The organism is Massilia consociata (assembly GCF_042432755.1).
GTDB classification, from domain to species: Bacteria; Pseudomonadota; Gammaproteobacteria; order Burkholderiales; family Burkholderiaceae_D; genus Telluria; species Telluria consociata.
In genome coordinates, this window is record NZ_JBHLWP010000010.1 from 192,528 (window position 1) to 205,593 (window position 13,066).

Sequence of the window (13,066 nt, forward strand, 5' to 3'; positions counted from 1 at the left end):
GACACCATGCACCGTCCACACATCATGCTGGTCGCCGCCGCAAGCGTCGCGGTCGCCAACCTGGCCTTTGCCGCCCCACAGGCTGCACCCGCCCCGGCTGCGGCTGCGGCTGCGCAGTTCGACGCATCGAACCCGTTCGCCGCACCGAGCACCCTGCCGTTCCAGTACCCGGCCTGGGACAAGATCCGGAACGAGCACTTCGCGCCGGCCTTCGCCGAAGCCATGCGCCAGGAAGCTGCCGAGATCGAAGCGATCGCCAATAACAAGGCTGCGCCGACGTTCGAGAACACCATCGTCGCGATGGAGCGTTCGGGCCTGCTGATGAACCGTGTCGGTGCGGCGTTCAACACCCTCAAGGGTTCGTACACCAACGACACCCTGCAGGCGCTGGACAAGGAGCTGGCCCCGCAACTGGCCGCCCACAACGACGCGATCCGCCTGAATCCGAGGCTGTACGCGCGCATCAAGGCGCTGTACGACAAGCGCACCAAGCTGGGCCTGGACGCCGAGTCGCAGTACCTGGTCGAGCGCTACCACACCGACTTCGTGCGCGCCGGCGCCAAGCTGTCGGAGGCCAACAAGCAGAAGCTCAAGGCAATGAACGGCCAGCTGGCCGGGCTGTCGACCCAGTTCGCCCAGAACGTGCTGAAGGAAGCCAACGCCTCGGCGCTGGTGGTCGACACCCGCGCCGAGCTGGCCGGCATGCCGGAAAAGGCGATCGATGCCGCCGCGCTCGAGGCGAAAAAGCGCGGCCTGGACGGCAAGTTCGTGATCCCGGTCGTGAACACGACCCAGCAGGCGGCCTTGTCGGTGCTGACCAACCGCGCCACCCGCGAAAAGCTGCTGGCGGCGTCAATGGCGCGCGGTTCGCGCGGCGGCGAATTCGACAACCGCGACGTGGTCCTGAAGATCGCCAAGCTGCGCGCCGAGCGCGCCGCGCTGCTGGGCTATCCGAACCACGCGGCCTACCACCTGGAAGACCAGACCGCCAAGAATACCAAGGCCGTCAACCAGCTGCTGGCCGAATTCGCCAAGCCGGCCGTGAGCAACGCGCGCAAGGAAGCGGCGGAAATCCAGAAAGTCATCGACCAGGAATCGGCCGGCACCGGAGGCGGCTTCCAGGCTGCCGCCCATGATTGGGCCTTCTACAGCGACAAGGTGCGCGCCGCCAAGTACGCCTTCGACGGCAACCAGCTGCGTCCCTACTTCGAGCTGAACCGCGTGCTGGTCGATGGCGTGTTCTTCGCCGCCAACAAGCAATTCGGCCTGAGCTTCAAGGAACGCAAGGACCTGCCGACCTATGTCGAGGACGTGCGCGTGTTCGACGTGTTCGACCACGACGGCAAGCAGCTCGCGATCTTCACCTTCGACCCGTACGCGCGCGCCAACAAGCGCGGCGGCGCCTGGGCCAACGCCTGGGTCCCGCAGAGCCACCTGCTGGGCACGAAGCCGGTCATTGCCAACAACCTGAACGTCGCCAAGCCGGCCGCGGGCGAGCCGACCCTGCTCACCTACGATGAAGTGCGCACCACTTTCCACGAGTTCGGCCACGCCCTGCACGGCATGTTCTCGGACGTGAAGTATCCGCGCTTTGCGGGCTCGCGCGTGCCGCGCGACTACGTCGAGTTCCCGTCGCAGGTGAACGAGATGTGGATGACCTGGCCGGAAGTGCTGGCCAATTATGCCAAGCACTACCAGACCGGTGCGCCGATGCCGAAGGAGCTCCTCGACAAGGTGCAGGCCGCGCAGCAGTTCAACGAAGGCTTCCGCACCACCGAGTACCTGGCGGCCGCGCTGCTGGACCAGGCCTGGCACCAGCTGTCGCCGAAGCAGATTCCGACCGACGTGCTGGCGTTTGAAGCCGCCGCGCTGAAGAAGGCCGGCGTCGACTTCGCCCTGGTGCCGCCGCGCTACCGCACCACCTACTTCTCGCACACCTTCTCGGGCGGCTACTCGGCCGGCTACTACGGCTACCTGTGGGCCGAGAAGCTGGACGCGGACACCGTCAACTGGTTCAAGGAAAACGGCGGCCTGACCCGCAAGAACGGCGACCACTTCCGCAAGACCCTGCTGTCGCGCGGCGGTACGCTGGATGCGATGCAGATGTACCGCAACTTCAGCGGCCGCGATGCGCAGGTGGAGCCGCTGCTGGAGCGCCGCGGCCTGACCGGCCAGTAAGCTGGTCTGACGCGCCGGCTGTGCAATGCGGCTGGCGTTCATGACTGCTTATGCAAACTTGGGCTCCCGCCTGCGCGGGAGCGACGGCTTTACGGGTACTGGCTGAAGTGTCAGCCAACGATGGTCCGGTACACAAAGCAACGTCGTTCCCGCGAAGGCGGGAACCCAAGTTGGCCCGCAACCACGCAGCGCTCGATTTCCCAGTCCAGTGTACAACTACCCGCTCACCCCTTCGTCACCACAAACCAGCGATGAGTGTTCAATCCCTCCACGGTATTACTTTAGAATCCCTGTTAACCCGCCTCGTCGAACACTATGGCTGGGCAGAGCTCGGCCGCCGGGTCGACATCAATTGCTTCCAGAAAGACCCTAGCATCAAGTCGAGCCTGAAGTTTTTGCGCCGCACGCCATGGGCGCGCCAGCAAGTCGAGGCGCTGTACCTCGAGACCCGCTTTACCAACTAGTGAGAACGACATGCTGAGTGACAACCCTAGCGAGAACGGTACTGACCTGAAACTGCGCCTCAAGGCCTTGCACCGGCAACTGCAGGAGACCGGCGAGATCGATCCGGAACTGGAAACCCTGCTGCGCCAGCTCGACGGCGACATCGAAAAGGTCCTCGAGCGCCGTGCCGAACAGGAGCTCGACAACAACACCTACGGCCTGTCCTCGCGCACCCAGGAACTGGCGGCCCGCTTCAATGTCCGCCATCCGACCGTCTCCACCGGCCTGCGCGAGCTCGGCAATATCCTCGCCAACATGGGTATCTAGGCGCTGCTCAGCCACAAGTCATTGATAAGTAAGCCATTTTTCGGTCGGTGGGGCGACCGGAAAACGGTTTTCCGGTACAATACCGGCCAATGAACTCCCCAGTAAATCTCTTTGCGAGCGTCCCGAAGCGCTCCAGCCGCGCCCCCGTCGCGCCTTTCCTCCCGATGTCCCGCGCCGAAATGGACAAGCTCGGGTGGGATTCGTGCGACATCATCCTGATCACCGGCGACGCCTACATCGACCACCCGAGCTTCGGGATGGCGCTGGTCGGCCGCCTGCTGGAAGCGCAGGGCTACCGCGTCGGCATCATCAGCCAGCCGGACTGGACTTCGGTCGAGCCCTTCCGCGCGCTCGGCAAGCCGAACCTCTACTGGGGCATTACCGCCGGCAACATGGACTCGATGGTCAACCGCTACACGGCCGACCGCAAGATCCGTTCCGACGACGCCTACACCCCCAACGCCGAGCCGAACAAGCGTCCCGACCGCGCCGTCACGGTGTACTGCCAGCGTGCCCGCGAAGCCTTCCCGGGCGTGCCGGTGATCGCCGGCAGCATCGAGGCCTCGTTGCGCCGCATTGCGCACTACGACTACTGGTCGGACAAGGTGCGCCGCTCGGTGCTGTTCGAGTCAAAAGCCGACCTGGTCATCTTCGGCAACGCCGAACGCGCGCTGGTCGACGTCACGCGCCGCATCGCCGCCGGCGAGAACATCAAGACCATCCGCGACCTGCGCGGCACCGCCTTCCTGGTGCCGCATGGCTGGCTGCCGGACGAAGAGTGGTCGGTGCACAACTCGACCCGCGTCGACGTGCCGGGCCGCGTCGACCCGCACCCGAACCCCTACGCGATGGCGCAGGAAGACACCAAGGCCTGCGCCACCGAGAACGCGAAGCCCGAGCCGGAAGTGAAACCGGTGGTGATCATGACGCGCGAGGAGCGCCAGGCCGCCGCCCGCGAAAAGGCGAGAAAGACCGTGGTGCGCCTGCCGTCGTTCGAGACCGTCAGCGAAGACCCGGTGATGTACGCGCACGCTTCGCGCGTGTTCCACCTCGAGTCGAACCCGGGCAACGCGCGCGCGCTGGTGCAGCAGCACGCCGACCGTGACGTCTGGCTGAACCCGCCGCCGCTGCCCCTCGCCATGGACGAGATGGACAATGTGTACGACCTGCCGTACGCGCGCGCCCCGCACCCCAGCTACGGCAAGGCCCATATCCCGGCCTGGGAAATGATCCGTTATTCGGTGAACATCATGCGCGGCTGCTTCGGGGGCTGCACCTTCTGCTCGATCACCGAGCACGAAGGGCGCATCATCCAGAGCCGCTCGGAGCCGTCGATCCTGCGCGAGATCGAGCTGATCCGCGACACGACCAAGAACTTTGCAGGCACGATCACCGACCTGGGCGGGCCCACCGCCAACATGTACCGCCTGGCCTGCAAGGATAAAAAAATCGAGGAATCCTGCCGCCGCCTGTCGTGCGTGTACCCGACCATCTGCAGCAACCTGGGGACCGACCACAGCAAGCTGATCTCGCTGTACCGCAAGGCGCGCGCGATCCCCGGCATCAAGAAGATCCTGATCGGTTCCGGCCTGCGCTACGACCTCGCCGTGCGCTCGCCCGAGTACGTCAAGGAGCTGGTCACCCACCACGTGGGCGGCCTCTTGAAAATCGCGCCGGAGCACACCGAGCAGGGCACGCTCTCAAAAATGATGAAGCCGGGCATCGGCGCCTACGACGAGTTCAAGCGCCTGTTCGACAAGTACTCGATCGAGGCCGGCAAGAAGCAGTACCTGATCCCGTACTTCATCGCGGCCCACCCGGGCTCGACCGACGAGGACATGCTGAACCTGGCGCTGTGGCTGAAGAAGAACAATTTCAAGCTGGACCAGGTACAGACTTTCACGCCGACGCCGATGGCAATGGCCACCACCATGTACCACTCGGGCAAGAACCCGCTGGCGAAGGTGACCGAGGATTCGGAAGTCGTCGAGACCGCCAAGAGCGGCAAGACGCGCAAGCTGCACAAGGCTTTCCTGCGCTACTACGATCCGGAGAACTGGCCGGTCATCCGCGAGGGCCTGCGTCGCATGGGCCGGGGCGACCTGATCGGCAATGGCGAGCGCCATCTGGTGCCGGCCTCCGACGAGGGCGCCTCGATGGTGCGGGAAGACCGGCGCGTTCCGGGCGGTATGCCGAAGGGACGTACCATCGAGGTGGCGCCGAAGCGCAATGCGCGTGCAGGCGAGCGCAGCGAGCGCAAGCCGGCAAGCACGCCGTTCATGGCGCCGCCGAGCAAGGTCAAGCCGTCGATCCTGTCGACCATCAAGGCCAAGCCGAAAGCAGGCAGAAAATAACGCAGGGTGCTCGGCTCTGCCGGGCGCGCGTTCAAACCGTGTTTGCATGAACGCGACGGTGGCCATTCAACCGTTGAGTCGAACGCGCGATCGGCGAAGCCGACCACGCTACAGTCCTGCGTTGGGGGTAGGCGCGCCGCGCCGCTCGCGAGAAATATCGAGGTCCACGCTGGCCTGGCGCGTGCGCAGCGCGCGCGCATAGCGGTGCCGCGCGCGCAGCCGCGGATTGGTCACCAGGCGCCCCAGCGTCTCGCCGATCACCATCACCACCCCCAGCAGCGGCAGCACCAGCATCAGCCCCACCACCCCGGCCAGCGCGCCGCCGATGAAGATCATCAGGACCGTCACCATCGGATGCACGCGGATGCTGCGCCCCAGCGTCAGCGGCATGAACACGAAGTCGTCCAGCAGGCGCACCAGCACGAACACGCCGAACGCGCCGTAGGCGATGAAGGGATTGCTCGGCGCATCGGTCGAGGCCACGATCACCACCAGCACGCAACCGACGATGGAGCCGACGAACGGCACCCAGGCCAGCACGGCGGAGATCATCCCCAGCAGCAGGGGCGAGGACACGCCGATCGCCCACAGTCCCAGCGCCAGCACGGCCGTGTCGAGCACGGTAAGCTTGAGCAATCCATCGAAGTAGCGGCGCGCGGTCTGGTCGACTTCGTGCAGCAGGTACAGGGCGCGCTCAAAATAGGCGTTCGGCACCGCGCGCGCCAGGAATTTCTTGAAACGCAGGCCGTCGCGCAGGAAGAAGAACGCCAGGAAGGGCGCCAGCAGCAGCGACGGCACCCAGGTCGCGAGCGCAACCAGGATTTCGCCCAGGTGTTTTTCGGCGAAGTTGTCGGTATGGGTGCGGAAGATCGCGTTGACGGTCGCGGTCAGGTGCATCTCGGCCAGCAATGGGAATTTCTGCTCGAGCAGGGTCATCGTGTTGTGCACGAAGGCGACGCCGCCGTCGAGGTAGAGGCCGACCGTCTTTTCCCATGAATCTTCTTCCGGGCCGCGGCTCCAGGAGAAGGCGGCGCTCAAGGCCAGCGTCAGGAAGGCGAAGAACAGCAGGCACACCATCATCGTGGCGGCGTTGCGGCTGTAGCCGGCGCGTACCAGGCGTTGCATCGGGCCCACCAGGATGTAGTGCAGCACGCCGCCGAAGAGGAAGGGCAGGGCAAGCCACAGCATCTGCTGGACCACCAGCAGCAGCAGGCAGGTGGCGGCAATGATCCCGGTCCAGACGAACGGTCCGGCGCGCTCGGCGCCGTTCATAAGGCTTCGAGCTGGGGCCGGCCGGTGCCCATCCATTCGCGCAGGCGCAGGCCGATGTGGCGCGCCAGCGCCAGCGAGATCTTGTAGCCGATCACGGCGTCGGTTTCCAGCAGGCCGAGGAAGTCGGCGCGGAAGAATACCGCCATCTCGCATGGTTCCATGGCGCGTGCCTGGGCATTGCGCGGCGAGTTGTCGAGCAGGGCAAGGTCGCCGAAAAAGCTGCCCGGCTCCAGTTGCGCGACGACCTGGTTGACGCCGGCGTGCGCCTTGCTGATCAGGACTTTTCCGCTCATCAGGAGGTACAGCGCCTGGCCTTCCTCGCCTTCGTCGAACACGATCTCGTCGGTGAGGTAACGGCGCTCATGCAGCAGGCCATCGACGATTTTCAGTTCCAGCGGGCTCAGCGTCGAGAATAGCGCCGAGTTCTTCAAGCGATGCAGGCGCGGGGACATGGTGGGCGGCTTGAGGAAACCGAGAATCACGGGTGCTCCGGAGTGGTGCGTTAGGTGTTGTCTGATAATTATCCGCTATCAAGTGCTGCTGTGCATCAAAAAATCTGCTTCATAGCAGTATCCTCAGTGGATGTGTTGCACTTTGCTCATGCTGTCGACATAGCTGTTCAATTGTCCGAGCTAGTCTCGCAAAACCATGTAGAATAATTCTCTTGGGAAACATGTATTAATACAAATATATCGTTGAGGTGCAGTCGATCCAAGGACGCACTTACAAGGGATTGCAGTGATCGATATCCATTCATTCATGCTTGCACTCGGCGTCGGCAATGTCGCCTTCGCCGTGCTGATGGCAGGCTATACCCACGGCGCCGCGCCCAGTCCCGCCTTGCGTTTATGGATGTGGGCGCGCATGGGCATCGGCTTGTGCCAGTTGCTGGGTTGGTCGCGCACGTATTTCGCCATACCGGACCTGCATGGCATCGAGGGTGCCGGCTGGGTCCTCGCCGTGTCGCTCGAGGTGGCGGCGTACTGCATCTTCTTCGGTTTCCAGCGCTGGCAGCGCGTGCTGGTGCCGGTGTCGGCCCTGGTGCTGGCCGTGATCCTTGCCGCCGGCAGCGCCGACGCTTCGGTTTCCCTGATGACCGCGCTGGTCGCCGCGGCCGTCGCGCTGTCTGCCGCCGCGATGGCGTGGATCCTGCTGCGACCGGGCCGCCGTGCGTCCCTGCTGCAGAAGATCATCGGCGCGAACGATGCGCTGTTCGCGCTGGCGGTGGCGTCGTGGACGCTCCGTGCGCTCGCGAGCGACACGCCGCTAGACCAGCACGCCGCGCAGGGAACGGCTTACCTGGCCGGTTACCTCCTGATGATCATGAACGGCTTTGGCTTCCTGTTGCTGTGCAAGCAGAAGGACGACGCCGAGATGGCGCGCCTGGCCGCCACCGACAGCCTCACCGGTCTGCCCAATCGCCATGCTTTCCTCGAACGCGCCGAGCAGGCCCGGCAGGTCACGCTCCGCCAGCGCCAGCCGCTGGCGCTGGTGATGATCGACATCGACCACTTCAAGCAGATCAATGACCGCTTCGGCCATGCCGCCGGAGACGAGGCGCTGGCCGTGTTCGCACGCACCGCGCGCTGCGTCCTGCGTGCGCATGAAACCATGGGCCGCCTCGGCGGCGAGGAATTCGCAATGGTCCTGCCCGGCACCGACCTGGCCGGCGCGACCCGTGCGGCAGAACGGCTGCGTCTGGCCGTGCGCGAGGCGGCGGTGATCACCAGCGGCACGCCGTACACGATGACGGTCAGTATCGGGGTGGTGGTGCTCGATGCGAACGAAAGCCTGGGCGCGGGGCTGGCGCGCGCCGACCATGCGCTGTATGCGGCCAAGCACGGGGGGCGTGACCGGGTCGAGGCAGGGCATCCGCAGCAGCGAAGGGCGTAGGGTGGCCGGCTTGCCGGCCGCGCGTCCACATCACGGTGACGCTGCCTGCGCAGCCATTCGCGCCCTGCTTGAACTCCTATCGCTGAAAAGAAAAAAGGTCCGACGAATCGGACCTTTCCTTACTACTGGCGGAGCGGACGGGGCTCGCCCACGTGCCGCGGGCCGCGGATTGCCTTGCAAGGCAATCCCTTCGAGCCCGTGGCCCGTGTTCGTCCGCAGGGACGAACACTCCTATCGCTGAAAAGAAAAAAGGTCCGACGAATCGGACCTTTCCTTACTACTGGCGGAGCGGACGGGGCTCGAACCCGCGACCCCCGGCGTGACAGGCCGGTATTCTAACCAACTGAACTACCGCTCCATTTACCCTGCGTTGCTTGAACGCGTGGCCGGCGAAACCGACCATTTCACTTAACTGCAAAGAAAAAGGTCCGACGGATCGGACCTTTTCCCTTTGATGCTGGCGGAGCGGACGGGGCTCGAACCCGCGACCCCCGGCGTGACAGGCCGGTATTCTAACCAACTGAACTACCGCTCCGTTTACTCTGATCGTTACTTCGATCAACCATCCGAACCAGACTGGTGGTGGGCGCTGAGAGGCTCGAACTCCCGACCTAATCCTTGTAAGGGATCCGCTCTACCAACTGAGCTAAGCGCCCGCTGTCTCTATTCAGAGGTTTCTGTCTGACGCTTGTCATTGCGTCCGAAGAGGCCCGAATTATAGAGGTTGGAATTCAGGGTATGCAAGGGTTTTTCGAAAAAATTTCAGAATCCGCTTGGGAACCATCGAGGCCATCCGACGGCGCTCCCGCACCGGCCATGCGCTTTTGTGCGAGGATCGTGCTTCCACTGCAACCAGGGCCAGCCCATGCGCACTCCCCATCCGCTGCTGCACCGCCTGTTCGATGCCGCCATGGAGGCGGCCGATCCCTACGGCCTGATTGCGCCGCACCTGCCCCCGCCACCGAAGGGACGCACGCTGGTGCTTGGCGCCGGCAAGGCGGCCGCGCGCATGGCCGAGGCGGTCGAGCGCCATTGGCAGGGGGAGCTGGGCGGTCTGGTGGTGACGCGCTACGGCCATGGCGCGCCGACCCGGCATATCGAGGTGATCGAGGCCGGCCACCCCGTGCCCGACGCCGCCAGCGAAGACGCGGCACGGCGCATGCTGGCGCTGGCCAGCGGACTGGGGCCGGATGACCTGGTGCTGTGCCTGGTGTCCGGTGGCGGGTCGGCGCTGATGTCCTTGCCGGCGCCCGGCATCTCCTTCGACGAAAAGCGCGCGCTCAACCGTGCGTTGCTGCGTTGCGGTGCGCCGATCGCCGACATGAATTGCGTACGGCGCCACCTCTCCAGCATCAAGGGCGGGCGGCTGGCGCTGGCCTGCCATCCGGCGCGCGTGCTCACGCTGGTGGTGTCGGACGTGCCGGGTGACGATCCGGCCGTGGTCGCGTCCGGGCCGACCGTGCCGGACGGCAGTAGTGGCGCGGATGCGCTCGCCATCCTCGGCAAGTACGGCATCGCCATCTCGGATACGGTGCGTGCTGTCCTGGCCGACCCGGCGCTCGCGGCCCCGATGCCGGACGATCCGCGCCTGGCGCGCAACGAGGTGCGCGTCATCGTCACCGCCCAGCAGTCGCTCGATGCCGCCGCCGGTGCGGCACGCGCCGCCGGTTACGCCCCCTTGATCCTGTCCGCCAGCATGGAGGGCGAGGCGCGCGACGTCGCACTGGTACACGCCAGCATCGCGCGTCAGGTCGCCGGCCACAAGCAGCCCTTGCCGGCACCCTGCGTCATCCTGTCCGGGGGAGAAACCAGCGTCACCGTGCGTGGCCGCGGCCGGGGCGGGCGCAACGCCGAGTTCCTGCTGGCGCTGGCGGTGGCGCTCGACGGCCTGCCGGGTGTGCATGCGATCGCCTGCGACACCGACGGCATCGACGGCACCGAGGACAATGCCGGTGCCTGGCTCTGCCCCGCTACCTTGCGCGCTGCAGCCGCTGCGGGCATCGATGCCAGGACGTGCCTGCTCGACAACGACGGCTACGGCTTCTTCGCTGCGCTCGGCCAGCTGGTCATGACCGGTCCGACCCGTACCAACGTGAACGACTTTCGCGCCATCCTGATCGATCCCTGACCGTGGGTGATCGATCCAGGCGCGTTGCATGAGCGACAGCCGAGCAATACCTGGTCATCTGACCGGCTTCGCCAACGAGCCGCGTCGGTGGAATGCAGTTCCAGGGCGATTTCCCAGCCCTTGTATGGCTGTCATTGAGCTGTCATGTAACTGAACAGCAAGGCCGCGCAGATGCACGGCCTTTTTCTTTAGGCAACACATTTTCTGATGTGTCAACACAACTGTGGCATACGTTATTTGCCTGTTTTAACTTTTCGCCGAAGAAAAAATGTTTTTGAAGTAATGGTTCGTTCGCGTGTTGTTAATACACCGAAATTGTATCGAATTGTCGTACGCGGCCTCTTCCTTTCAGGTTACGCTCATTTCGCCGCATTAGACGGCCCGGGTTTGACCCGGCTACAACGACACAGGCGAGGGTCATTTCGCTTGACGGAAAAACTAATCAATAAGGAAGAAACATGAAGCAATCGCATTCGATTCATCCTGCAATGTTGAAGATGTGTGCTGCGGTATCGCTGGCCCTTGCCTCCGTTACCGCTGTCGCGGGCGTCGGCAACGGCGTGCAGCCGGCAAGCAAGCAGCAGTTCGTCATGGAAACCGACCGCATCATCGTGAAATACAAGGACGCCATGCCGGCCGCCAAGGGCCTGGCCCGGGCTGCCGCGATGACCGCCGACCGCAAGGCCAAACTGGACCGCGCCGGCCAGGAATTCGGCATGACCGTGAGCGAAAGCCACGCCATCTCGACCGGCGCCCGCGTGTTCAAGCTCAACGGCAAAAAGCACCTGAAGGATGTCGAAAAGCTGGCCGCCGAAATGATGGCGCGTGACCCGAGCATCGAATACGCCGAGCCGGACCGCATCATGACCCACATGGCGACGGCGAATGACCCGTATTACGCCCAGCAGTGGCACTACACCGACACCACCGGCGGCCTGCGCCTGCCTACCGCCTGGGACAAGTCGACCGGCACCGGCGTGGTCGTGGCCGTGATCGACACCGGCTACCGCCCGCACGCCGACCTGAGCGGCCAGCACCTGCCGGGCTATGATTTCATCAGCACCGCCACCGTCGGCAACGACGGCAACGGCCGCGACAGCGACCCGAGCGATCCGGGCGACGCCGTCGTTGCCGGCGAATGCTATGCCGGTTCGCCGGCATCGTCGTCGAGCTGGCACGGCACCCACGTGGCCGGCACCATTGCGGCGCGCACCAACAACAGCCTGGGCGTGGCCGGCGTGGCGTACAACGCCAAGATGATCCCGGTGCGCGTGCTCGGCAAGTGCGGCGGCTACACCTCGGACATCGCCGATGCGATCACCTGGTCGTCGGGCGGCACCGTGAGCGGCGTGCCGGCCAACGCCAACAAGGCGCAGGTGCTGAACCTGTCGCTGGGCGGCAGCGGCGCCTGCGACGCCACCACCCAGACCGCGATCAATGGCGCCCGTTCGCGCGGTTCGGTCGTCGTCGTGGCAGCCGGTAACGACAACATGAACGTCAGCAATGCCAGCCCGGCGAACTGCTCGGGCGTCATCGCCGTGGCGGCAACCGGCAAGACCGGCGGCCGTGCGTCCTACTCGAACTACGGCACCCTGGTCGACGTGGCCGCGCCTGGCGGCGACGGCAGCTATAGCGTGATCTCGACCTTGAACACGGGCACGACCGCGCCGGGCGCGGACAACTATGCAGGCTACCAGGGCACCTCGATGGCGACCCCGCACGTGGCCGGCGTGGCCGCGCTGATGTTGGCCGCCAAGCCGACGCTGACCCCGGACCAGGTGGAAAGCATCCTGAAGTCGACCGCGCGCGCCTTCCCGGCGACCTGCTCGGGTTGCGGCACCGGCATCGTGGACGCGACCGCGGCGGTGAACGCAGCGATCGGCGGCACCACCACCCCGACCGCCCCGACCGTCAACGAAGCCGAGTCGAACAACACGCTGAGCAGCGCCAACCTGGTCTCGACCAGTGGCACCACCGTGAACGGCGTCATGGGCAGCACGACCGATACCGATTACTTCCGTGTCGATCTGCCGGCAGGCAAGACCCTGAGCGCAGTCATGACGCCGAACAGCACCTCGGACTACGACCTGTACGTGTACAACAGCTCGGGTACCTTGCTGAGCCGCAGCGAGAACGGCACCGGTTCGGTGGACAGCGTGAGCTCGGCCAACACCGGCACCACCACCCAGTCCCGCTACGTGCGCGTCGTGTACTACAGCGGCGGCACCGGCTCGACCAGCGGCAAGTACACGCTGAAGCTGAGCTGGTAAGGTCAGGACGAAGCGGCGCGGCTCCCCTGCGCCGTCTTCATCCGGAACGCGCGGCATGCCGCGCGTTTTTTTTGGTGCGCCCAGCATGGGCGCACTCCTGCGGGTGAAAGTCCGGCCGCAAGCTGACCACAGCGAGCGAAGTGAAGCGCAACTGCGGAAGAGTAATCGACCGTGGGGAGGAAGCGCGGAGCGTAAATCAC

At 65.0% G+C, this 13,066-nt stretch carries 9 protein-coding genes and 3 tRNA genes; 7 read left to right on the forward strand and 5 right to left on the reverse strand.

Features of this window, described 5'->3' with window-relative positions:
* Nucleotides 1-6: 6 nt before the first annotated feature.
* The 4 genes from ACFFJK_RS11005 to ACFFJK_RS11020 all read left to right on the forward strand — a co-directional run bounded on the left by ACFFJK_RS11005 (nt 7) and on the right by ACFFJK_RS11020 (nt 5,303).
* Nucleotides 7-2,178 carry a M3 family metallopeptidase gene (locus tag ACFFJK_RS11005; protein ID WP_379679172.1) on the forward strand — a complete coding sequence of 724 codons (2,172 nt, stop codon included), beginning with the start codon at nt 7-9 and terminating at the stop codon, nt 2,176-2,178.
* A 251-nt stretch (nt 2,179-2,429) separates the two neighbouring features.
* A complete protein-coding gene (locus ACFFJK_RS11010; protein WP_379679173.1) occupies nt 2,430-2,642 on the forward strand; it encodes a VF530 family protein in 213 nt (70 codons plus the stop codon).
* A gap of 10 nt (nt 2,643-2,652) precedes the next feature.
* Entirely contained in the window at nt 2,653-2,949 is a 297-nt protein-coding gene (locus ACFFJK_RS11015; RefSeq protein ID WP_379679174.1) for a DUF4404 family protein, read from the forward strand.
* Nucleotides 2,950-3,038: 89 nt separating this feature from the next.
* Nucleotides 3,039-5,303 (forward strand): YgiQ family radical SAM protein, encoded by a 2,265-nt coding sequence (locus tag ACFFJK_RS11020; protein WP_512700281.1) that lies wholly within the window; start codon nt 3,039-3,041, stop codon nt 5,301-5,303.
* A gap of 108 nt (nt 5,304-5,411) precedes the next feature.
* Here the strand turns inward: ACFFJK_RS11020 and ACFFJK_RS11025 are convergent, their stop codons facing one another.
* Nucleotides 5,412-6,575 carry an AI-2E family transporter gene (locus ACFFJK_RS11025; RefSeq protein ID WP_379679176.1) on the reverse strand — a complete coding sequence of 388 codons (1,164 nt, stop codon included), beginning with the start codon at nt 6,573-6,575 and terminating at the stop codon, nt 5,412-5,414.
* Nucleotides 6,572-7,057: a cyclic nucleotide-binding domain-containing protein gene (locus ACFFJK_RS11030; protein ID WP_379679177.1), complete on the reverse strand. Its 486-nt coding sequence runs from the start codon at nt 7,055-7,057 to the stop codon at nt 6,572-6,574. Before ACFFJK_RS11030 ends, ACFFJK_RS11025 begins: the two co-directional genes overlap by 4 nt.
* Before the next feature lie 277 nt (nt 7,058-7,334).
* Between ACFFJK_RS11030 and ACFFJK_RS11035 the strand changes: the two genes are divergently transcribed.
* Nucleotides 7,335-8,468 (forward strand): GGDEF domain-containing protein, encoded by a 1,134-nt coding sequence (locus ACFFJK_RS11035; protein WP_379679178.1) that lies wholly within the window; start codon nt 7,335-7,337, stop codon nt 8,466-8,468.
* A gap of 281 nt (nt 8,469-8,749) precedes the next feature.
* On the opposite strand, the gene ACFFJK_RS11040 is transcribed toward ACFFJK_RS11035, so the two are convergent.
* The 3 genes from ACFFJK_RS11040 to ACFFJK_RS11050 all read right to left on the reverse strand — a co-directional run bounded on the left by ACFFJK_RS11040 (nt 8,750) and on the right by ACFFJK_RS11050 (nt 9,124).
* Nucleotides 8,750-8,826 (reverse strand) — tRNA-Asp (locus ACFFJK_RS11040).
* Nucleotides 8,827-8,926: 100 nt separating this feature from the next.
* A tRNA-Asp gene (locus ACFFJK_RS11045) sits at nt 8,927-9,003 on the reverse strand.
* A 45-nt stretch (nt 9,004-9,048) separates the two neighbouring features.
* Nucleotides 9,049-9,124, reverse strand: a tRNA-Val gene (locus ACFFJK_RS11050).
* Between the two features lie 209 nt (nt 9,125-9,333).
* On the opposite strand from ACFFJK_RS11050, the gene ACFFJK_RS11055 reads away from it, so the two are divergent.
* Entirely contained in the window at nt 9,334-10,596 is a 1,263-nt protein-coding gene (locus tag ACFFJK_RS11055) for a glycerate kinase type-2 family protein (protein ID WP_379679179.1), read from the forward strand.
* Nucleotides 10,597-11,054: 458 nt separating this feature from the next.
* A complete protein-coding gene (locus ACFFJK_RS11060; RefSeq protein WP_379679180.1) occupies nt 11,055-12,866 on the forward strand; it encodes a S8 family peptidase in 1,812 nt (603 codons plus the stop codon).
* The last annotated feature ends 200 nt before the right edge of the window (nt 12,867-13,066 follow it).

Bases quoted from the DNA above. Each gene is read 5' to 3' on its own strand.
- ACFFJK_RS11025 (WP_379679176.1), bottom strand. From the start codon at position 6,575: ATGAACGGCGCCGAGCGCGCCGGACCGTTCGTCTGGACCGGGATCATT.
- ACFFJK_RS11005 (WP_379679172.1), top strand. From the start codon at position 7: ATGCACCGTCCACACATCATGCTGGTCGCCGCCGCAAGCGTCGCGGTC.
- ACFFJK_RS11060 (WP_379679180.1), top strand. From the start codon at position 11,055: ATGAAGCAATCGCATTCGATTCATCCTGCAATGTTGAAGATGTGTGCT.
- ACFFJK_RS11015 (WP_379679174.1), top strand. From the start codon at position 2,653: ATGCTGAGTGACAACCCTAGCGAGAACGGTACTGACCTGAAACTGCGC.
- ACFFJK_RS11010 (WP_379679173.1), top strand. From the start codon at position 2,430: ATGAGTGTTCAATCCCTCCACGGTATTACTTTAGAATCCCTGTTAACC.
- ACFFJK_RS11020 (WP_512700281.1), top strand. From the start codon at position 3,039: ATGAACTCCCCAGTAAATCTCTTTGCGAGCGTCCCGAAGCGCTCCAGC.
- ACFFJK_RS11035 (WP_379679178.1), top strand. From the start codon at position 7,335: ATGCTTGCACTCGGCGTCGGCAATGTCGCCTTCGCCGTGCTGATGGCA.
- ACFFJK_RS11055 (WP_379679179.1), top strand. From the start codon at position 9,334: ATGCGCACTCCCCATCCGCTGCTGCACCGCCTGTTCGATGCCGCCATG.